Raw genomic sequence first — 21,105 nt, forward strand, 5'->3', positions numbered from 1 at the left:
CGAGGCGGTCTTGAAGGCGCCTCTCTATAGTGTCTTATCTCCTGTGGGAAGAGCCTTGCACGAGAGAAGCGAAACGGCCAAGAGAAGATATGTTCAGAAGTTTCATGGATCAGGCGCTGGAGGAGGCGCGGGCGGCCGCTTTGCGCGGCGAGGTGCCGGTCGGGGCGGTGATCGTTGCGCCATCGGGGCAGGTGGTGGCACGCGCCGGAAACCGCACCCGCGAGCTATGCGATCCGACCGCCCATGCCGAGGTGCTGGCCATCCGCGAGGCCTGCCGGAAGGTGGGATCGGAGCGGCTGGTGGGGCATGATCTCTACGTCACGCTGGAGCCATGCCCGATCTGCGCGGGCACGATCGCGGCGGCGCGGATCCGGCGGCTCTATTATGGCGCCGCAGATGTCAAATCGGGCGGTGTGGCGCAGGGCGCGCGGGTATTCTCGCATCCGCAATGCCATCATGCGCCCGAGATCTATGACGGTTTGGCCGCCGCCGAGGCCGAGGCGCTTCTGAAGGGGTTCTTTGCGGCGCGGCGGGACGGGTAGCGGGAGCAGGGGCTTTGCCCTTCTTCGACTGCGTCGAATTCACCCCAGGATATTTGAGGACGCTGGAAAAGGCGGTGGTTTCGCGCTTGACCATACGCGGCCATCCGGCCTAAGGCTCGGGTTGCGCAGGGGGCCGGATGGCCGCGGCGGTTCGTAGCTCTGCTTTTGCAGACAGCCGGATCGCCGAGGAAAGTCCGGACTCCATGAAGTGACGGTGCCGGGTAACGCCCGGCGGGGGTAACCCCAGGGATAGCGCCACAGAGAACAGACCGCCCTGCATCATGCACGGGTAAGGGTGAAACGGTGGGGTAAGAGCCCACCGCGGGACTGGTAACAGGACCGGCATGGCAAGCCCCACCGGGAGCAACGCCGAATAGGGATCGCGTGCCGCGGGCATCTGTCTGACGGTAGGGGAGCTTCGCCCCGAGTGATCCGGGTTGGCAGCTGGAGCCTGCAGGCAACTGCAGGCCTAGAGGAATGGTCATCAAGGGGGGCAACCCCTGAACAGAATCCGGCTTACAGGCCCCCTGCGCAAAATTTCTTCGGCTGATAGTGAAATTTCCCGAGAAGGGTGCGATTGGCTGTTGACTCTGGGGTGAGTCTGGCTAAAAGGCGGGCTTCAAGGATTTCGATGGCAGTGACGCGGATGTTGGCTGCCTGACTCAGGAGATGAAACATGGCGAAGCCGACGACGCAAAAGATCCGTCTGAACTCGACGGCGGGCACCGGGCACTTCTATGTGACCAAGAAGAATGCCCGCACCATGACCGAGAAAATGGTCGTGAAGAAATACGACCCGGTTGTGCGTAAGCACGTCGAATACAAAGAAGGCAAGATCAAGTAAGATCTGACCGTCTTTGACGAAGCGAAAGCCGCCCTTGGGCGGTTTTTTGCTGTTTTGATGACCGATTCCGGCTGCGAGATTATGTGGTCCGGTTGCCGGAGCTAGGCTGTGGCGATGGATCTACATTTTTTCTGAATGCGCGCGGACGCTATGCGCCTGCAATTGCAGCCCTGGGGCAGGTTGTGGCTGATGCGCAGGCAGGTCTTGCGCCTCTGTGGCGGGTTTTGCGGCTTGATGTGGTGGGTAAGGCGGTGGAATGGCTGCCTGACCATTTCCTCTGTTGCGGTTTTGCTCTGATGGCGGGCGCGAGTCTACGCAACTTCAATCCCAAACATGTTGTCGCGCCCGAACTGGCTGATGGGGCGCTTCGGGTGGTGCTGCAGGAATATCATCACGCGCTGCGCCGGGACGGGCCGGGATATGGAGCGACTTTGGGCGGTGCATTGGTGTTGCGGGTTTGGGGGGTGCTACATCGTATGGGGCGCGTGGCTGGCCTGCGGCACGGTTTGAAACGGTCTTGGAAAAATTGACCGAGTAAAACAATCGGGATTTACATTCCCGAGTAAATGTGTCACTTATCCGTGAACTCCAGTTACACTGATCCGAGGCACCGCATGACCCGTCCCCTTTCCGCGCTGCTTGCCAGCACTGCCCTGTTTGCTGCGCCGCTGGCAGCCTTTGCCGAGGCGCCGCAGCCCGAAGCCGTGATCGAAACCTATGCCGATATCGCGCAGGCAGGGTTCGAGGACAGCCTGACCACCGCGCAGGCGCTGGAGGCGGCGGTTGACGCGCTGGTGAAAGAACCCTCTGCCGAGACGCTGCAGGCGGCCAAGGACGCGTGGGTTGCGGCCCGCAAGCCCTACCAGCAGACCGAAGCTTTCCGCTTTGGCAATGCGCTGGTGGATGACTGGGAAGGCCGTGTGAACGCCTGGCCGCTCGATGAGGGTCTGATCGACTATGTCGATGAGGATTCGGCGGCCAATAACGAAGAGAATGATCTGGCTCTGGCCAATGTCATCGCCAATAAATCGCTCACCATCGGTGGCGAAAAGGTGGATGCCAGCACGATCTCGCCGGAATTCCTCGCAGAGACCCTGCAGGAGGCCGAAGGCATCGAGGCCAATGTGGCAACCGGCTATCACGCCATCGAATTCCTGCTCTGGGGGCAGGATCTGAACGGCACCGGGGCGGGCGCGGGTGCGCGCCCCTATACCGATTACATTCAGGGCGAGGGCTGCACCGGTGGCAATTGTGACCGCCGTGCCGAATATCTGCAGGCAGCCTCCAAGCTGCTGGTTGCGGATCTGCAGGAAATGGTCGGCAATTGGGACGAGGAAGGTGCTGCACGCACCGCGCTGACCGATGATGCCGATGCGGGCATCACCACGATCCTCACCGGTATGGGGTCGCTGTCCTATGGCGAGCTGGCGGGCGAGCGCACGAAGCTGGGCCTCATGCTGCATGATCCGGAAGAAGAGCATGATTGCTTCTCCGATATGACCCATGTCTCGCATTATTATGACGCGTTGGGGATCCAGAACGTCTATACCGGCAAATACACCCGTGTGGACGGCTCGGTCGTGGAAGGCGCCTCGCTGTCGCAACTGGTGGCGGCCAAGGATGCCGATGTGGATGCGCAGCTGACCAAGGATCTGGACGCATCGGTCGCTGCAGCCGATGCGATCTACCAGAAGGCCGAAGGCGGTATGGCCTATGACCAGATGCTGGCGCTTGGCAATGACGAGGGGGCAAAGCTCGTCAACGGTCTGGTCGATGCGCTGGTCACCCAGACCCGTTCGATCGAGCGCGCGGTCACGCTTCTGGGCTCCGAGGTCGAGATCGAGGGGTCCGACAGCCTCGACAACCCTGATGCAGTCTTCCAGTAAGACTATTCAAAATAGGGGCTTATGCCCGACACTTCCCCGTGGCAGCGATGCCGCGGGGTTTTGCATGGTGATGTGATGCGCGCTCTTCTTGCTTTCTGCCTTGCTGTGCCAGTGGCGGTGCAGGCCGCCGAGGTGACAGCGCCGGCCACCGAGTTCGTGCAACCCGAGCGCTACGAGGCCAATCCGGCAGGGGCGGCCACGGTGGCGGCCACGGTGACGGGCACGGGGTTCCGCGCGCCTGCGGCCAATCTGCCCCCATCCCTGCGGATGGGGTTCACCTTGGGCGAGGCGTTGTTCGACAAGCTCTGGGTGCCTGCGCCCTCGAGCACGCGGGCCTCGGACGGGCTGGGGCCCTTGTTCAATGCGCGGGCCTGCGCCAATTGCCATCCCGGAAATGCGCGGGGGCGGCCCGAGGATGGCCAGGGCATCTCGGGGATGGTGCTGAAGCTCTCGCGGCGCTTTCCGTCCGGCGATGGCGCAGAGGGCATCGACGGCTGGCATGGTATGATCGCCGATCCCGAGTTCGGCTGGCAGTTGCAGGATCGGGCGCTGCCGTCGCTGGAACCGGAGGGACAGCTGGTGCTAGACTGGATTGAGGAGGGCGATCTGCGCCATCCCGAGGCCCGTCACGGCTTTGCGCCCGAGACACTGGTCTCGCTGCGGGTCGCGCCGCAGATCATCGGGCTGGGGCTTCTGGAGGCGATCCCCGAGGCCGATATTCTGGCACATGCGGACCCCGGGGATGCCGATGGCGACGGGATCTCGGGGCGGGCGCAATATGCGATCGGCCCCGATGGTGTGGTGCGGCTGGGCCGGTTCGGCCATAAGGCGGGCATGGGGCGGCTCGTCGATATGACGGCGCAGGCTTTCAGTCAGGATATGGGGCTCTCGAGTGTGCTGTTCCCCGCAGGCGCGGGCGATTGCACCTTGGCGCAGACGGATTGTCTTTCGCTTCCTGACGGGATTGACGAGGGGCTGCGCGACAATGCCGAGGTCTCGACCGAGGCGCTGGAGGCGGTCACCGCCTATGTGACGGGTCTGGGCGTGCCCAGGCGCCGCGATGTGGGGGCACCCGATGTGCTCGCCGGCAAGCAGGCCTTCTACGAGGCGCAATGTATTGCCTGCCATGTGCCGAAATTCATTACCGCAACCAGCGATAATCCGGTCACCTCGCGCCAGCTGGTCTGGCCCTATACCGACCTTTTGCTGCATGACATGGGCGAGGGGCTGGCCGATCACCGTCCCGAAGGCGTGGCCACGGGCTCCGAATGGCGCACGGCGCCGCTCTGGGGGATCGGGCTGACGGAGGCCAATTCCGGCCATGCGCCGCGCTATCTGCATGATGGCCGCGCGGCCACATTGGACGAGGCGATCCGCTGGCATGGTGGCGAAGCGGGGCCCGCCCGTGATAGATATCTGGCACTGCCCGCCAAGACGCGCGCCGATCTTATTCGCTTTCTGGAGACCTTGTGATGCGTAATCTGCTGTTCTCGCTGCCTCTGATGGCGATCTCTGTGCCAGCTCTGGCCGATACACGCGCCGCCGTCACGCAAGACATCCTGCCCGGATATGCCGCGCTGACCAATGCCACGATCGCGTTGCAGAAGGGGGCCGAGGCGGACTGTTCCATCGCGACGATGCAGCCCTTGTGGAATGACGCGGTCGATGCGTGGTTGGGCGTGGCGTTTTTGCGGCTCGGACCGGTCGAGGAGCAGGGGAGGGCGCTGGCCTTTGCCTTCTGGCCCGATGCCAAGGCCACGGGGCGGCGCCAGCTCTCGGGGCTGATCGAGCAACAAAACCCGCAATTCACCGACCCGGCAGAGTTGGCGAAAGCCTCCATCGGGGTGCGCGGCTTTTTCGGGCTGGAGCATCTTCTTTATGGCGAGCTGGCCACGGATGACGACTATACCTGCAAGCTGCGCGTGGCGATGGCCGGTGATCTGGCGCAGATGGCCATCGATGTCGAGGTCGGCTGGCAGAACGGTTTTGCCGATGAACTCCTGAGCCCCGGCACCGAAGGTCATACCCTTTATCTGACCGAATCCGAGGCGCGGCAGGCGCTTTATACGCAGTTGGTCACGGGGCTCGAATTCAACAAGGACACACGGTTGGGTCGCCCTCTGGGCACGTTTGAGCGCCCGCGCCCCGAACGGGCCGAGATGCTGGACGCGGGCCGCTCCGCCCGCAACGTGACGCTGTCGCTGGTTGCGCTGCGGGGGTTTGCCGACAGGCTGGCGCAGGGCATGGGCGAGATCCCCAAGACCGACGCCGCGTTTGACCGCGCGATCGAGCTGGCGCAGGATCTCGATGATCCGGTCTTTGCCGGTGTGGCCGATCCGATGGGCCGGTTGAAGGTGGAGATCGTGCAGCAGCAGATCGGGCTGACGGTCGAGGCCATGCAGGCCGAGCTGGGGCCTTTGCTGGGTGTCAGCGTGGGCTTTAACGCCGCGGATGGAGATTGATATGAAACGACGCCATTTCCTTGCCAGCCTTGCCGCTGCGGCGACAGTCCCGCGGCTTAGCTGGGCCGATGCAGGCAGCCCCGCTTTTCTGGCGGCGGCCAAAGCGCCCGACGGGAGCTATGCGATCTGGGGGCTTGCGGCGGATGGGACGCAGATCTTTTCGCAGCCACTCCCCGGACGTGGCCATGCCGCGACCGCCCATCCCGAGCGCCCCGAGGCGGTGGCCTTTGCTCGCCGTCCCGGTGTGTTTGCGTTGGTGATTGACTGTGTAACCGGCGGGCTGGTCGCGCGGCTGACCCCGCCGGAGGGGCGGCAGTTCAACGGTCATGGTGCGTTTTCGGGCGATGGCACACGGCTTTATACCTCCGAAGTGGTGGCCGAAGGCTCCGAGGGCCGGATCGGGATCTGGGATGTGGCGCGCGGCTATCAGCGGGTTGGCGAGTTTGCCTCGAACGGGATCGGCCCGCACGAGATCCTGCGCCTGCCGGGGCAAGAGGTTCTGGTGGTGGCCAATGGCGGGATCCAGACCGATCCGACGGATCGCACGCCGCTGAACATCGAGACCATGCGCCCGAACCTGAGCTACCTCTCGCCCGAGGGCGAAGTGCTGGAGGTGGTCGAGCTGGAGCCCGATCTGTGGAAGAACTCGATCCGTCACCTGTCGGTGCGCAGTGACGGGCGGGTGGCGTTCTGCATGCAATGGCAGGGCGATCTGATGGAGCCCGTGCCGCTCCTAGGGCTGCATGACCGCGGGCGGAAGGCGGTGCTTGCCGAGCCGCTGCCCGGTGAGGAATTCGCCATGAAGGGCTATGCCGGATCGGTGGCCTTTGGCCGCGCGGGCCGCGAGGTGGCCATCACCAGCCCGCGTGGTGGCATGGTGCAGGCCTATTCGGCCGAAGGCGAGGCGCTCTGGTCGGTGCGCCGTGCCGATGTCTGTGGTCTAGGTGTCTGTGCGCAGGGTGGCTTCACTGCCACCGATGGTGCGGGGCTTGTCTCGCAGATCACCCGAGACGGTATCACACCGTTCAAACGCTCGGACGTGGCATGGGATAACCACCTGATCCCGATCGGGGTCTGATCAGAGCTTGCGCTCGAACATCAACGAGAGATGGATCTGATCGGTCAGATCCCCCTCGACCCCATCGACCCCGAAACGGGTGCTGAGCGTGCCCAGCCCCTTGCGGTCCATGTCCACACCGACCTCGACGCGCGAGGTGAACCAGTCGGTCGCGGGATAGGCCTCGTCCAGCAGGCCTGTGCCCATGCTATGTTGCGCCACAAGCGCGAATTGCCCCGTCAGCCCCATCTTCGCCCAGCTGCTTTCCAGCGGATGCGCGAATTCGACCCCTGCCGAGAATTGCGATAGCGACAGCTCTTCGCCATCAATCCTTGTGCCATCAGCGATGCGGAAATGGTCGGTCAGCTCGTTGACATGGCTGGCGATGATATTGGGGGTCAGCTCGGTCGTGCCCATCTCGAACCTCCCCTCCATCCGCGCCTGAAACAAGGTGCGTTGGGATTCGGCATCACGGCGGATCGAGCCATCGGGGGCGAACTGGTTATTGGTGCGTCCGTGCAGAAGGCGCATCGACCAGTCGAGTTCGGTTTTGGGCAGCCTGCCCGCCAGATAAGGGCCGACCAGGAAACCTACGCCATCGCCCGAGGCATCAGCATCCACCTTGCGGTCTGCGGCGTCCAGCTCCGCCATTGCACCGATATAGAAACGGTTGTTCAGTTTCTTATGTGCGCCCAGCGACGCGAAACTGTATTGCAGCGAGCTGCTCTCGCTGCGGGTCCAGTTCGATTCCACCACCGCCCAGCTCTGGCGGCCTTTCGCGGTGTTGAAGCTCAGGTCGCCCAGCTCGTCGGTCAGATGCGCGTCAAAAACACGCTCCTTGCTGTTCTCGAACATGAAATCCAGCACGTTGGGCTGGCGGGCCAGCAGGCGGTCCTGACGCATTTTCTGCAATCCGGCAAGCGCAACGGAGGTTTCGCGTGCGGTCGGGAAATCGGCCTCGCTCGCGGCGGCCTGAGGCATCGACAGGGATGCGCAAAGAAAAACCGTCATGATCGCGGGGAGGGTGCCCCGCTGTAGCGCCCGTCTGTTCATAGAACGCCTCGCTGGTTACGTCGTGCCTGATGGCGGGTTTGTCGGCGTAGCGGTTGACCCCGTCCACCCCGTCTGGGCAGCCATGGTTCCGGCAGGGCCGAGGGCCCGTCTGTTTTCTTTTGGTATGGGACAAAAGTAACAAATGCGCAGGGGCACTGGCAAGTTATTGCCGGTCGGATATGTGAAATGTGATCAGAAACGATGATGTTTCAGGCAGGGGCAGCGGAACAGCGGCGCTGCGCCATAAAAAAAGGCCGCGCAGGATACCTGCGCGGCCCGCAATCCGGTAGAGGCGGGTCTGTCAGGCTTCCACGACGAGGTGGCCGCGCGGGTTCGAGCAGCAGGCGAGGATATAACCCTCTTCGATATCGTCATCGGTGATGCCGCCATTATGGACCATATGCACCTCGCCCGAGACCTTCTTGATCTTGCAGGTGCCGCAGACCCCGAACGTGCAGCCCGAGGGAATGTTGAGCCCTGCCTGACGGGCCACGGCCAGAACGGTATCGGTTTCGGCGCATTTCTGGGTGACGCCCGAGTCGGCGAATTCCACCTCCGCCACGGCGCCTTCCTCGGGCAGCTCGTCCTCGGGAATGATGCGGACCTCTTCGATGGGCGCACCGAAGCTTTCCTGATGGTAGTGGTCCATATCGAAGCCGAGGCCCGCCAGTGCCTCGCGCACGGCGGTCATGAACGGCTCGGGGCCACAGCAGAACACTTCGCGTTCCAGATAGTCGGGGGCCATCAGACCCAGCATCAACTGGTTGAAATAGCCCTGATAGCCGGTCCATGGGTCATATTTGTCCGAGCCTTCCACGACCCATTTCAGATCGATGCCGCTGACGCGCGAGGCCATATGCTCGAGCCGTTCGCGGAAGATGATCTCCGAGGGACGACGGGCGCAATTGACGAAGACGATGTCGCATTCGCGGCCAAGGTCATACATCTGCGTCGTCATCGACATCATCGGCGTGATGCCGGAGCCTGCCGAGATAAAGAGATATTTCTCGGCAGGGTAATTGGCATTGGTGAAGCTACCGGCAGGGCCGATAGCGCGGATCCTCATCCCCGGTTTGAGATTGTCGAACATCCAGCGGGTGCCGATCGACTCCTTCTGCGCCTTGACCGTCACCGTGATCGACATCGGCCGCGAGGGCGATGACGAGATCGTATAGGTGCGATACAAAGGCCCGCCCGGCACCGGAATTTCCAAGGTCAGGAACTGGCCGGGCATATAATCGAAGATTGCCCGTGAAGGTGCCTGAAAACAGAAGGTCATGACATTGGGCACCTCGGAAAGCACCGAGACGCATTCAAGCTCTTCCGAATCGTTCCAGATCTTGATCGCGGTTTCGCCGGGAATGAGGGTCATCAATTTACTCCGCTGCCAGCTTCACGGGATCCAGCCGCGAAGCCATGGTGTCACAATACCAGTTCACGAACTGGATCACCCCGTCCTCATGGGTGGCCGAATAGGGGCCGGGCTCGTAGGCGGGCGAGTTGATCCCCTGCTGGTTGTCCTCGACGACCTGACGGTCCTCGTCATTGGTATGTTCCCAGACCGTCGTGAGGTTCTTGAGATCGTAATCCACGCCCTCGACCGCATCCTTGTGCACGAGCCAGGTGGTGGTGACCTCGGTTTCGGTCGGGCTGATCGGGGTCACGCGGAAGGTGATCGAGTGATCCGACAGGAAGTGGTTCCAGGTCGTGGGGTAGTTGAACAGCAAGAGTGTGCCCGCATCCAGAACCGGCACGCGGCCCAGACGTTTCTGCACGGCGATCTTGCCGTTCATCGTGTAGCTTTCGGCCCCGTCCAGCAGAGGCATACGCGCCACGCGGTATTCGCCGTTATCGGCCATCTTGAAGCGCGAGGGTGCGCCCATACCCTCGAGACGGTTGAAGTGGTTCTCGACCTTTTCGGGGAAGGTGCCATCGGCGCTGACGCCGGTAATGGTCGGATCCTCGGGATAGGTGCGGCACAGATCGGGGTGGTTGCCCGCGCAGTGGTAGCACTCGCGGTTATTTTCCCAGACGAGTTTCCAGTTGCCGTTCTCGATGATCGTGGACTGGAAAGCGACCTTGGCATTGGAGAGGTCGTGGACCTCCAGATAGGGCGTCACGGTCTCGGCAAAGGCGTCGAAATCGGGGGCGGTCTCTGCGAGGCAGATATAGATGAGCCCTGCCACTTCACGGCAGTTAACGGGCTTGAGCCCGTGTTTGGAGGCGTCGAAATCCGGCCCCATGTCGCGCGCCCACAGAAGGCGCCCATCCAGCTCGTAGGTCCATTGGTGATAGGGGCAGACCAGCTTGGCAGCGGTGCCTTTCTTATGCTGGCAGATGACGGAGCCACGGTGACGGCAGGTATTGTGGAAGGCGCGGATGACATCATCCTGGCCGCGCACGATCATCACCGTATAGGCGCCGACCTTATGGGTGACATAGGCGCCTTTTTTCGGCAGTTCGGCGCGGGAGGCGGTAAAGAGCCAGTTCTTGTACCAGATCTCTTCGAGATCGGTCTGGTAGATCTCGGGGGAGGTGTAGAAGGCCTGTTCGAGCGCATGGCCGGGTTTACGGCGGGCGAGAAGCTCGGTGAGGGAAGCGGAGGGTTGCATGGCCTTGTCTCCATGGCACGCTAGTGCTGCGCGGCTGTGGGTTTCAATAAGATGAGACTACTCAGGAATGGCAGGAAACGACGGCGCGTTTGCGACTCCTCCCGCGGGGATTTGCGACATAGGCGTAAACTTGTCGTAAAAAATTCGGCGCCGGGCCATGGCTGCAGAATTGGAGGAAATCTGTGTTTCTAATATATTTTTAGCGGTCAGGGATCCCGAATGGAGACGCCGCGCAAGGCGGACTTGCGCGGCGTGCTTGTTCAAATACGACTCAGACGGGGATCAGAGACCCAGCGCCTCTTTCACGACCGGAAGACCCTCTTTGCCATCCTTGGTGGTGACACCTTCGAGCCACGGGGTGACGACATCGGGATGCGCCTTGAGCCATGCCGGAACCGCTTCGTCGGGGTCCTGACCGTCATTGAGGATCGCGCCCATGATCTCGTTTTCCATCGGCAGGGTGAACTTCATGTTCTGCAGAAGCTTGCCGACATTGGGGCATTCTTCCACATAGCCCTTGCGGGTGACAGTCTGCACGGTGCCTTCGCCGCCGAAGAAATCTTCGCCGCCGGTCAGATACTTGAGGTCATAGGTAGAGTTCATCGGGTGGGGCGCCCAGCCAAGGAAGACCACGGCTTCCTTCTTGGGGTAGAGGCGGCCAACCTGCGCGAGCATACCCTGCTCGGAGCTTTCGACGATCTGGAAGCCCTCGAGGACACCGCCCTTTTCGGTCAGGTCCATCAGATAGCCATTGCCTTCGTTACCCGGCTCGATGCCATAGATCTTGTGATCCAGCTCGTCGCCGAATTTCTGGATGTCGGCATAAGTATGCAGGCCCTTGTCATAGAGATAGGTCGGCACGGCCAGCGTATAGTTGGTGCCGGTCAGGTTGGTCGCGACCACATCGATTTCGCCCTTGTCGAGATAGGGGCCGATGGCGGCCTGCTGTGCGGGCATCCAGTTGCCGAGGAAGACATCGATATCGTTCGAGGCCAGCGACGAGAAGGTGACCGGCACGCCGAGCACATTGACTTCCACGTCATAGCCGAGCGCGGTCAGGATTTCATTGGCGGTCTCGGTGGTGGCGGTAATATCCGTCCAGCCGACATCCGAGAAACGCACGGTGCCGCAATCGGCAAAAGCGGCAGCGGCGTTAAGGGCGATGACGGAGGCGGTGAGGCCGCCCAGAAACTTGGCTTTCATTTGTACTCCCGTTGTCTTCGTGTTTTTTTGATTGACGAGTCAATTAGTGCATTCCTACGTTAGCATGGCAATCAGTTTTTGTCATGGTTCCGGTGGAGAGTTTCCAGATTGACCTCACAGGACCGCTTTGCGCCCGCTTTCTGGGCAGGCGCCGATCTTTCACTCTAACAAAGAGAGCCCTTTTAAATGTCGCAACCGAATATCCTGATCTTCATGGTGGATCAGCTCAACGGTACCCTGTTCCCCGATGGTCCGGCAGAGTGGCTGCACGCGCCGAATCTCAAAAAGCTCGCGGCGCGGTCGGTGCGCTTTGCAAATGCCTATACCGGCTCGCCGCTCTGCGCACCGGGGCGTGCGGCATTTATGTCGGGGCAATTGCCCAGCTCGACGGGTGTCTATGACAACGCGGCCGAGTTCCGATCGGACATCCCGACCTTTGCACACCATCTGCGCCGCGCGGGCTATCAGACCTGCCTTTCGGGAAAGATGCACTTTGTAGGTCCCGACCAGCTGCACGGGTTCGAACAACGTCTGACCACCGACATCTACCCTGCCGATTTCGGCTGGACGCCGGATTACCGCAAGCCTGGCGAGCGGATCGACTGGTGGTATCACAACATGGGATCGGTCACAGGCGCAGGCGTAGGGGAGATTTCCAACCAGCTGGAATATGACGATAATGTTGCCCATGAAGCCAAGATGAAGGTCTATGATCTGGCGCGTGGTCTGGACGCACGTCCGTGGATGCTGACCGTCAGCATGACCCACCCGCATGATCCCTATGTGGCCCGCAAGAAATATTGGGATCTCTACGAGGATTGCGAGCATCTGCTGCCCACCGTGCCGGATATGGGCTACGACAATCAGGACAACCATTCCAAGCGTATCTTTGATGCCAATGACTGGCGCAACTTCAATATTACGGAAGACAATATCCGCGAATCCCGCCGCGCCTATTTCGCCAATATCTCCTATTGCGACGACAAGATCGGCGAGATCATGGAGGCGCTGGAGAGCACCGGCCAAGAGGCGATCATCCTCTTCGTGTCGGATCATGGCGATATGCTGGGCGAGCGCGGGCTGTGGTTCAAGATGAACTTCTACGAGGGCTCGGCGCGGGTGCCTTTGATGATGGCGGCCAGCGGGGTGGAGCCGAAGCTCGTCGAGACGCCCGTCTCGACCATCGACGTGACGCCGACGCTCTGTGATCTGGCGGGGATCGATCTGGAGGAGATCGCGCCGTGGCTCGATGGCGAATCTCTCGTGACTCTGGCCAATGGCGGCACGCGCGAATCGGCGGTGAAGATGGAATATGCCGCCGAAGGCTCCTATGCGCCGCTCGTTTCCCTGCGTAAGGGTGATTACAAGCTGAACCTGTGCAAGCTCGATCCCGACCAGTTCTTCCATCTGGGGGCCGACCCGCACGAGCTGGTCAACCTCGCGGGCGATCCTGCCCATGCTGAGGCCTATCAGGCGATGAAGGCCGAGGCCGCGGCGCGGTGGGATCTGGAGCGCTATGATGGCGATGTGCGCGCGTCCCAGGCGCGGCGCTGGGTGGTTTACGACGCGCTGCGTCAGGGCGGCTATTACCCGTGGGATTACCAGCCGCTGAAGGATGCGTCGGAGGCCTATATGCGCAATCACATGGACCTCAATGTGCTGGAATCCAACAAGCGCTTCCCGCGGGGCGATTGAGCGGTTGACCGGGTCGTGAAGCGAGGGGGGCGGGAGACCGCCCCTTTTTCGTGGCGCTTTGCCGGCGGCGGCCTATCCTGTGCACAGCCAACACGGAGGGTTTCATGACGACGCATTTCTTCACGGCATCTGATGGCGCGAGGCTCGCCTATCGCGATGAGGGGCAGGGGGTGCCGATACTGGCGCTCACCGGCCTGACCCGCAATATGGCCGATTTCGACTATGTCGCCCCGCATCTTCTGGCGATGGGCGTGCGTCTGATCCGCATGGACTATCGCGGGCGGGGGCAGTCGGACTTCAGCGGTGCCGAAACTTATACCGTGCCACAGGAAGGCGCGGATGCGCTGGGGCTTCTGGCACATCTCGGGATCGCGAAAGCAGCAGTGCTGGGCACGTCGCGCGGCGGGCTGATTGCGATGTATCTGGCAGCCGTGGCGCCTGACAGGCTTCTGGGCGCGGCGCTCAATGATGTCGGCCCCAAGCTGGAGATGGAGGGGCTGAACGCGATCTTCGACTATCTCGGGCGCAATCCCGCACCCAAGACCTATGATGCGCTGGCCGCCCGTCTGCCCGAGCTGATGACAGGCTTTGCAAATGTGCCAGCGCGGCGCTGGGCACAGGAGGTCCGCAACCAGTATATCGAAACCGGCAGCGGGCTGCAGCTGCGCTATGACCCCGCATTGCGCGACCCCTTCCTGAAAGACTTCAAGGGAGACCTGCCTGAAGCGTGGCCCTTCTTCGAAGCCTTTGGAGAGCTTCCGCTTTTATTGATTCGCGGGTCAAATTCCCGCCTGTTGAGCGCCGATACCGCGGCCAGAATGCAGCAGCTCAAACCCGCTATGATCTTTGCCGATGTGCCGGATCGGGCGCATATTCCGTTCCTGGACGAACCCGAAGCCTTGCAGGCATTATCAACATGGGTTGGCAAGCTGGCTCATGGTGATTAAGCTAAGTAACTGAAAATTAAGCACATATTTAATTTCAATTTTACAAAATGTCTATCGGTCTGCTAGAAAGTCCTTGCCTCAGCTGAAACGCGCGAGGTTGCGGCGGGGGTGTATCGCGTCTCTTGTTCACCAGTCATTCCCCCGTCGCACTTAACAAGTTCTGTGGTTTGTGCGTAATCAGTAAGCTGGTCTGTTTCTTGTTATGAGTGCCCCGAAGCTCTGGTTCCGGCTTCGGATGTTAAAGCCGCTCGAGCGTGCGAGGGCAGCGGCTGCCATTGTAAAAGGTGACAAGCACACGAGTAAAAATGGCGCTGCTGTCCGAGCTGGAGAGTGTTTCCGCGGCTTCGAAAAGGGTCATCGACGAGCGCAATTTGCGTGCATCGATTGTGCCCAGGATCTGTTCTATCTCCTGATCCCGATGAGACAGAACCGCCTCGCAGGCTTCTGTTAACCGGGTTTGCAAAGTCATGTTGTCGAGATAGGCGGTGGCTTCGGCCATATCCTCAAGCCCGAAATCCTTCGATCTTGGCGAGACGCCGAGGGCGGCGAGCTGCGGGAAGATCCACCACATCCAATGGCCGCGTTTGCGGCCCGCCCGCAATTCGGAGAGCGCGACCGGATAGTCGCGCTCCTGTTCTTTCAGAAATCGAGCAAGGCCCGGCATCAGCCCCAGACGGCTTCGAATTCGCGCCATTCGCCCTTGGACATGCCCGAGGTCTCGGCGGTTACCGTCTCGCCCGCCAGACGGCGCTTGAGCACCTCGACCGCGCGGCCCGACAGGTTGACCCCGCCCAGACGGTAATCCTCGAACGCCTCATAGGCCGCGGGCACCCAGTCCTTGACGATCTCGCACATCGTATCGGCATAGGCGCGGATCTCGTATTGCGCATGGGCATCGGCGCGCAGGCGCAGGAAATGGAAGAGGTTGTGCAGATCGACCTTCCAGTACCATTGGGTATAGGTGTTCATCGGCAGGTTCATCCGTGCCAGCTCACGGGCCAGACCCTGTTTGCCAGCCTCCGCATCGGGCGTCAGCATGTCCTCGTAATGGTCATAGGAGCGCATCGCGTCCTCGCGCAGGATATCGAGCACGCGGGCGGCTTCCTCGCCCTGCAGGACCGCGCCACGCCCCTGATGGTTCACCGTGGATTGCGCCGCCAGTTTGTCGGGTTCGGGAATGTAGAACTCGCGGTCCAGAATCGAATAGCGCGCCGAGTATTCATTGACGTTCGCGGTGCGGTGGCGGATCCATTGGCGCGCAACGAAGACCGGAAGTTTTACATGGAACTTCACTTCGCACATCTCGAATGGCGTGGAGTGCCAGTGGCGCATCAGATAGCGGATCAACCCGCGGTCATCGGAGACCTTCTTGGTGCCGCGGCCATAGCTGACACGCGCGGCCTGCGTGATGGCACTGTCGTCGCCCATGTAGTCGATGACGCGGACCAGTCCGTGATCGAGCACCGGATGCGCGGTATAGAGACGCTCTTCCATGCCGGGGGAGACAGCACGGCGGGTCGGCTGTGACAGCGAACGCTGTTCCTCGATTTCGGCATGCTGTTCGGGGGTAAGCGTCATGGCGGTCTCCAGTCGATGGGCAATCTCTCCGTCGGCGCGCCGGAGCGTAGAATCGTCCGGGATGCCGAGTCCCCCTCCTGTTACGCGGAAAGGAAGAATTGGCCAAGTGCGAAGGGCGGCCGCGTTTACGGAAACGTCTTGCCGCTGCCTGTTCATAAGCTAGGTTGCGCTTTAACGAAAGGAGGCCCTCATGAAGGTCGAATATCTACACACGATGGTCCGCGTTCTGGATCTGGAGAAGACCAAGGCATTTTTCGAGCTGCTGGGTCTGGTCGAGCGGCGCCGCGTGGAAAACGAGAAGGGCCGTTTCACGCTGGTGTTCATGTGCCCGCCCGATCAGGCTGATGGCCGTGCCGATGTGGAGCTGACATGGAATTGGGATGGCGATACGGGGCTGCCCTCCGATAGCCGCCATTTCGGGCATCTGGCCTATAAGGTCGAGAATATCTACGACATGTGCGCCAAGCTGCAGGAGGCGGGCATCACGATCAACCGTCCCCCGCGCGACGGCCATATGGCCTTTGTCCGCTCTCCTGACAATGTGTCGATCGAGCTGTTGCAGATGGGGGATGCGCTGGCGCCGGCCGAGCCTTGGGCCAGCATGGAAAATACCGGCCACTGGTAAGCAACTCACGCCTCATCGAAACGGGCGCTCTCTCTACGCGAAAGGGGCGCCCGATCTCATTTCCCGAACTTGTCTTTCAGCTTCTCCAGCGGCGAGCGGGAGTCTTCCGGATCCGGCGCTGGTTTGGCAGGACGTTCGGTCTGGGTCTTTGCGGTCTGGGCCTTTTCGGGGTGATTTCCGGTCGAGCTGCGCGGCGGGGCCGTGCGCAGGCTGACGGCATTGAGGAATTTCTGCCGGTCGCCCGCCGCCAGTGCCGCCGCCCCGTCCGAGAGGCCGCGCATCAGATCATCCAGCATCTCCTGCTCGGCCTTGGCAAAATCGGCCAGCACATAGCCCGCCACGCGGTCCTTATGACCCGGATGGCCGATGCCGAGCCGCACGCGCTGATACTCGGGCGCCAGATGCGCATGGATCGAGCGCAGCCCGTTATGGCCCGCATGGCCGCCGCCCTGTTTCAGGCGGCACTTGCCCGGCGCCAGATCCAGCTCGTCATGGAAGACGGTCAGATCCGCCACGGTGAATTTGTAGAAATCCGCCGCCGCCCGCACCGATTGGCCGGAATTGTTCATGAAGGTCTCTGGCTTGAGGAGCACGATGCGTTCCGAGCCCAGCCGCCCTTCGCTGATCTGGCCCTGGAACTTCGATTTCCACGGGCCGAAACCGTGATCATCGGCAATCCGGTCCAGCGCCATAAAGCCGATATTGTGCCGCGTTGCCGCATATTTCGCGCCCGGATTGCCGAGGCCCACCCAGAGTTGCATGTCGTCTTCCTTCGGTCCTGTTGCCCCTCGAGATAGGCCAGCGCGCCTGCGGAGAAAACCCCTAACTGCCCTGTGCCTGCCCGAAACGCTGCCGCCATGCGGCGGGGGGCAGGCCGTAACGTTTGCGGAAATGGTGGCGCAGGAGCGCGCTAGAGGCAAAGCCGCATTGCGCGGCGATCTCTTCCATGCCGGCCTCGGGGCGCTCCAGAAGGTGAGCGGCCAGTTGCAGCCGCTCCTCGATCAGGAAGCGGATCGGGGTGGTGCCCGTGGCTTCCTCGAACCGGCGCAGGAAGGTGCGCTGGCTCATCGCGCAGCTTTTGGCAAGCGCGGCGATCGTGGGGGTGTGATGCAGGTTCTGGCGAAGCCGGTCGAGAAGGGGGGCGATTTTGTCAGCCTCGGTCGCGCGCGGCACGGGGCGGGGCAGGAACTGGTTCTGCCCGCCATCGCGATGCGAGGCGATCACCAGACGGCGGGCGACCGAATTGGCCGCCTCCGGCCCGAAATCCTGCCGCACGATGTGCAGGCCCAGATCCAGCCCTGCAGCCGACCCCGCCGAGGTATAGAGCGGCGCATCATCGGTATAGAGATTGTCGGCCCGCATGGTCACTTGCGGAAAACGCGCTGCGAAATCGTCGGCATAGCGCCAATGGGTGGTGGCGCTATGGCCATCGAGCAACCCTGTCTGGGCCAGAATATAGGCGCCCGAGCAGATCGTGGCAATCCGCGCCCCCCGCGCATGGGCGGCGATGAGCGCCGCGACCAGCTCGGGTGAGGCAGGGGTGTTGACCCCTTTCCAGCCGGGAATGACGATGAGCCCTGCATCGTCTAACAGCTCCAGCCCGCCATCCGTGCTGACCATCAATCCGCCATGGGCGCGTAATGGGCCCGGCTCGACTGCAGCCGTGCGGAACCGGTACCAGTCCGGCCCCATCTCGGGGCGCGGCAGGCCGAAGATCTCGGCCGTGACGCCGAATTCGAACGTGCAGAGTCCGTCATAGATCAGGGCAACCACCAGATTGTTGGGGATCGGGCGGAGGGAAATAAATGGCAGGATATTATCTGGCGTTGTCATTTTGCCAGCTTACGGCAACCCGATCCGTCTGGCAATCTGGCATCATCATTGCAAGGAGATTTGAAATGAATGCAGTCCTGTCCCGCCCGCCCGTCGCTTCCGCCGATATCGTGACCCTTCTCGAGCGCCAATGCGCCCTGCATACCGATTGTTCGGATGTCCATGCCGCCATGTCCGGCGGGGATGCGGGGTTTGTGCTGATCCATGCGATGGGCACGCCCGCCACCTATGCGCGCCGCCATATCCCTGATGCCGTGTTCATGCCGCACCGGACCATCTCGGCCGAGGCTCTGGCCTCCTATCCGCAGGACACGCTCTTCGTGGTCTATTGCTCCGGCCCCCATTGCAACGCGGCCGAGCAGGCGGCGCTCGCCTTCGCACGGCTCCGTCGGCCGGTGAAGATCATGCTGGGCGGGCTGATGGGCTGGGAGTATGAGGGGTTCGCCTTCGCGGGCGAGGCGGCTCTGGCCTGATACCCCTAATACCCAATGCAAAACGCGGGGCATTGGCCCCGCGTTCCGTAAGACAGATGTCTTCCAGCAGCTTATTCGGCTGCTGCTTCGCCTTCGGCTTCCTCGTCGTCGCCACCGGCAAGGCCCTTGGGCGCTGCGATGTTCGCGATGACGAAGTCACGCTCGATGGTCGGTTTCGCGCCATTGGGCAGCGTCACGTCGGAGATGTGGATCACGTCGCCGATCTTGCGACCGGTCAGGTCGACAACGATCTGCTCCGGAATATCACCCGCCAGAACTTCCAGCTCGACTTCCTGACGCACGACGGTCAGAACGCCACCGCGCTTGAGGCCCGGTGCGGCTTCGTGGTTCTCGAACTCGACATGCACGAAGAGTGCGATGCGCGAGTTGCGGTGGGTACGCATGAAGTCGACGTGGGTCGGCAGGTCCTTGACGACGTCTTTTTGAACGCCGCGGCAGATCACGCGGACGTCTTCCTGACCTTCGACCTTCAGGTTGAACAGGGTCGACAGGAAGCGGCCTTTGCGCAGACGGGTCAGAAGCGGGTTGAACTCGAGGTTCAGTGCCAGCGGTTCTTTGCCGTCGCCATAAACGATTGCAGGTACTTTGCCCTCACGACGTGCTGCGCGAGCGGCCCCCTTGCCCGTCCCCGAACGCACGACGGCTTCGATCGTTTCGATCTCTTTTGCCATTTTGCTATCTCCGATATGGAATGTAAAAGGGCCGCCTCCAAGGGTGCGACCCATGAGCGCCTGCCATTAGGCGAGAATCCCCTTTATGGCAAGCCCAAAACACCCGCTCAGACGTATTCTTCCATGAACCCGCGGGGCAGCAGAAGATTGTGACGGCCCAGATCGTGCACGTCTTTCTCGCCGCAGAGCGCCATGGTGATATCCAGCTCCTTGCGGATGATGTCGAGTGCTTTGGTCACGCCTTCCTCGCCCAGAGCCCCCAGGCCATGGATGAAAGCGCGCCCGATAAAGGTCGCATCTGCCCCGAGTGCCAGGGCCTTGAGCACATCCTGCCCCGAGCGGATCCCGCTATCCATGAAAATCTCCATTCCGGGTCCAACTGCCTCGCGGATGCGCGGCAGCATGCGGATGGCGCTCAGCGCCCCGTCAAGCTGTCGTCCGCCATGGTTCGACACGATCATCGCATCGGCACCGAAGTCACGGGCCAGACGCGCATCATCCTCGTCGAGTATCCCCTTCAGGATCAGCTTGCCGCCCCATTGGTCGCGGATACGGGCGATCTTCGACCAGTCGAGCTTGGGGTCGAATTGCTCGGCGGTCCAGCTGCTCAGGCTCGAAGCATCGCCCACGCCCTTCGCGTGACCCACGATATTGCCGAAGAAGCGCCGCTTGGTCTGTAGCATCTCCATCCCCCATTGCCATTTGGTCGCCATATCCATCAACACCGGCAGGGTTAGCTTGGGCGGGGCGGTCAGCCCGTTCTTGAGATCCTTATGCCGCTGGCCGAGGATTTGCAGATCGAGCGTCAGCACCAGTGCTGAGCATCCCGCCTTCTTCGCACGTTCCAACGTGGCATCGACGAACTCCTCGTCCTTCATCACATAGAGCTGGAACCAGAACGGATCGGTCGTATGGGCGGCCACATCCTCGATCGAACAGATCGACATGGTCGAGAGCGTGAAGGGCACACCGGCCTTCTCGGCCGCCCGCGCCGCCTTGATCTCGCCATCGGCGCGCTGCATCCCTGTCAGGCCCACGGGCGCCAGCGCCACCGGCATGGTCACATCGCGCCCGATCATCTTGGTCGCGCTCGAGCGCCCCTCCATATCCACGGCCACTTTCTGGCGCAGACGGATCTTCTCGAAATCGCTGGTATTCTCGCGGAAGGTCTGTTCCGTATAGGAGCCACTCTCGGCATAATCATAGAACATCTTCGGCGTGCGGCGCTTATGAAGGCGCTTGAGATCGTCGATGCAGGTGATAACGGCCATGAAAATGCACTCCCGATAAGTTTGTAGGAGGCTTAGCAATGCAGCTCGTGCAGGGCAATCGGCCATTTCTGCATGGCTGTCGTGCGATCAGGCGTATTCGGTCCCGGATTTCGTTTCCGTCACAGAAACAGTAATGCAATTTTAAGGCGAATGTCCCAATCTGATCGGGCGGCATAGGCGGGGACGCCGATGACCGTGACGATGGAAGAAGAGGCATCCGGGACTGCTCCGTCGGGGACAGCAGATGACGGTCGATATGCCCGGGTGCCTCTGGTTTTCCAGCGTCCTCAAATATCCCGGGGGAGGCGCCGCTCAGGCGCCGGGGGCAGAGC

The 21,105-nt window shown here is 61.7% G+C and carries 21 protein-coding genes and 1 other RNA gene; 12 read left to right on the forward strand and 10 right to left on the reverse strand.

Annotated elements, in window-relative coordinates:
- Positions 1-89: 89 nt before the first annotated feature.
- From WDB91_RS07505 to WDB91_RS07540, 8 genes are all read left to right on the forward strand, one after another.
- Positions 90-542: a nucleoside deaminase gene (locus WDB91_RS07505; RefSeq protein ID WP_339111960.1), complete on the forward strand. Its 453-nt coding sequence runs from the start codon at positions 90-92 to the stop codon at positions 540-542.
- Positions 543-667: 125 nt separating this feature from the next.
- Positions 668-1,077: RNase P RNA component class A (gene rnpB / locus WDB91_RS07510), an RNA gene on the forward strand.
- Positions 1,078-1,218: 141 nt separating this feature from the next.
- The gene (rpmG, locus tag WDB91_RS07515) at positions 1,219-1,386 is read left to right on the forward strand and encodes a 50S ribosomal protein L33 (protein ID WP_339111961.1); all 168 of its coding nucleotides are present in this window, start codon (positions 1,219-1,221) and stop codon (positions 1,384-1,386) included.
- Between the two features lie 182 nt (positions 1,387-1,568).
- Positions 1,569-1,916: a hypothetical protein gene (locus tag WDB91_RS07520; protein ID WP_339111962.1), complete on the forward strand. Its 348-nt coding sequence runs from the start codon at positions 1,569-1,571 to the stop codon at positions 1,914-1,916.
- Positions 1,917-2,000: 84 nt separating this feature from the next.
- Positions 2,001-3,272, forward strand: a complete 1,272-nt coding sequence (locus WDB91_RS07525; protein ID WP_339111963.1) for an imelysin family protein — start codon at positions 2,001-2,003, stop codon at positions 3,270-3,272.
- A 75-nt stretch (positions 3,273-3,347) separates the two neighbouring features.
- Positions 3,348-4,745, forward strand: coding sequence for a di-heme oxidoredictase family protein (locus tag WDB91_RS07530; RefSeq protein ID WP_339111964.1), 1,398 nt, complete (start codon positions 3,348-3,350; stop codon positions 4,743-4,745).
- Complete coding sequence (locus WDB91_RS07535) at positions 4,745-5,734, forward strand: imelysin family protein (RefSeq protein ID WP_339111965.1); 990 nt, start codon at positions 4,745-4,747, stop codon at positions 5,732-5,734. Before WDB91_RS07530 ends, WDB91_RS07535 begins: the two co-directional genes overlap by 1 nt.
- Position 5,735: 1 nt before the next feature.
- Entirely contained in the window at positions 5,736-6,812 is a 1,077-nt protein-coding gene (locus WDB91_RS07540) for a DUF1513 domain-containing protein (protein ID WP_339111966.1), read from the forward strand.
- Here WDB91_RS07540 and WDB91_RS07545 read toward each other — a convergent pair whose 3' ends face one another.
- The 4 genes from WDB91_RS07545 to choX all read right to left on the reverse strand — a co-directional run bounded on the left by WDB91_RS07545 (position 6,813) and on the right by choX (position 11,659).
- Positions 6,813-7,844: an autotransporter domain-containing protein gene (locus WDB91_RS07545; protein ID WP_339111967.1), complete on the reverse strand. Its 1,032-nt coding sequence runs from the start codon at positions 7,842-7,844 to the stop codon at positions 6,813-6,815. It abuts the gene before it with no gap.
- A 301-nt stretch (positions 7,845-8,145) separates the two neighbouring features.
- Positions 8,146-9,216: a hybrid-cluster NAD(P)-dependent oxidoreductase gene (locus tag WDB91_RS07550; protein WP_339111968.1), complete on the reverse strand. Its 1,071-nt coding sequence runs from the start codon at positions 9,214-9,216 to the stop codon at positions 8,146-8,148.
- Between the two features lie 4 nt (positions 9,217-9,220).
- Positions 9,221-10,456, reverse strand: a complete 1,236-nt coding sequence (locus WDB91_RS07555) for an aromatic ring-hydroxylating dioxygenase subunit alpha (RefSeq protein ID WP_339111969.1) — start codon at positions 10,454-10,456, stop codon at positions 9,221-9,223.
- Positions 10,457-10,738: 282 nt separating this feature from the next.
- Positions 10,739-11,659: a choline ABC transporter substrate-binding protein gene (gene choX / locus WDB91_RS07560; RefSeq protein WP_339111970.1), complete on the reverse strand. Its 921-nt coding sequence runs from the start codon at positions 11,657-11,659 to the stop codon at positions 10,739-10,741.
- 186 nt (positions 11,660-11,845) lie between these two features.
- Here choX and betC point away from each other — a divergent pair, with 186 nt between their 5' ends.
- Complete coding sequence (gene betC, locus WDB91_RS07565) at positions 11,846-13,354, forward strand: choline-sulfatase (RefSeq protein WP_339111971.1); 1,509 nt, start codon at positions 11,846-11,848, stop codon at positions 13,352-13,354.
- Between the two features lie 104 nt (positions 13,355-13,458).
- Entirely contained in the window at positions 13,459-14,301 is an 843-nt protein-coding gene (locus WDB91_RS07570) for an alpha/beta hydrolase (protein ID WP_339111972.1), read from the forward strand.
- 238 nt (positions 14,302-14,539) lie between these two features.
- Here the strand turns inward: WDB91_RS07570 and WDB91_RS07575 are convergent, their stop codons facing one another.
- Complete coding sequence (locus tag WDB91_RS07575; RefSeq protein WP_339111973.1) at positions 14,540-14,965, reverse strand: DUF1810 domain-containing protein; 426 nt, start codon at positions 14,963-14,965, stop codon at positions 14,540-14,542.
- On the reverse strand, positions 14,965-15,879 hold the full coding sequence (thyX, locus tag WDB91_RS07580; protein ID WP_339111974.1) for an FAD-dependent thymidylate synthase: 915 nt from the start codon (positions 15,877-15,879) through the stop codon (positions 14,965-14,967). Before thyX ends, WDB91_RS07575 begins: the two co-directional genes overlap by 1 nt.
- Positions 15,880-16,069: 190 nt before the next feature.
- Between thyX and WDB91_RS07585 the strand changes: the two genes are divergently transcribed.
- Complete coding sequence (locus WDB91_RS07585; RefSeq protein WP_339111975.1) at positions 16,070-16,504, forward strand: VOC family protein; 435 nt, start codon at positions 16,070-16,072, stop codon at positions 16,502-16,504.
- Positions 16,505-16,560: 56 nt separating this feature from the next.
- Here the strand turns inward: WDB91_RS07585 and pth are convergent, their stop codons facing one another.
- Positions 16,561-17,265, reverse strand: a complete 705-nt coding sequence (pth, locus tag WDB91_RS07590; RefSeq protein ID WP_339111976.1) for an aminoacyl-tRNA hydrolase — start codon at positions 17,263-17,265, stop codon at positions 16,561-16,563.
- A 61-nt stretch (positions 17,266-17,326) separates the two neighbouring features.
- The gene (gene ftrA, locus WDB91_RS07595; protein ID WP_339111977.1) at positions 17,327-18,337 is read right to left on the reverse strand and encodes a transcriptional regulator FtrA; all 1,011 of its coding nucleotides are present in this window, start codon (positions 18,335-18,337) and stop codon (positions 17,327-17,329) included.
- A gap of 65 nt (positions 18,338-18,402) precedes the next feature.
- Here ftrA and WDB91_RS07600 point away from each other — a divergent pair, with 65 nt between their 5' ends.
- Complete coding sequence (locus WDB91_RS07600) at positions 18,403-18,810, forward strand: rhodanese-like domain-containing protein (protein WP_339111978.1); 408 nt, start codon at positions 18,403-18,405, stop codon at positions 18,808-18,810.
- A gap of 71 nt (positions 18,811-18,881) precedes the next feature.
- Here the strand turns inward: WDB91_RS07600 and WDB91_RS07605 are convergent, their stop codons facing one another.
- Together WDB91_RS07605 and WDB91_RS07610 are read right to left on the reverse strand one after the other, a co-directional pair.
- Complete coding sequence (locus WDB91_RS07605; protein ID WP_339111979.1) at positions 18,882-19,502, reverse strand: 50S ribosomal protein L25/general stress protein Ctc; 621 nt, start codon at positions 19,500-19,502, stop codon at positions 18,882-18,884.
- Between the two features lie 107 nt (positions 19,503-19,609).
- A complete protein-coding gene (locus WDB91_RS07610) occupies positions 19,610-20,773 on the reverse strand; it encodes an alpha-hydroxy acid oxidase (RefSeq protein WP_339111980.1) in 1,164 nt (387 codons plus the stop codon).
- Positions 20,774-21,105: the final 332 nt, after the last annotated feature.

Source organism: Thioclava sp. GXIMD2076 (assembly GCF_037949795.1).
Classification (GTDB): Bacteria; Pseudomonadota; Alphaproteobacteria; order Rhodobacterales; family Rhodobacteraceae; genus Thioclava; species Thioclava kandeliae.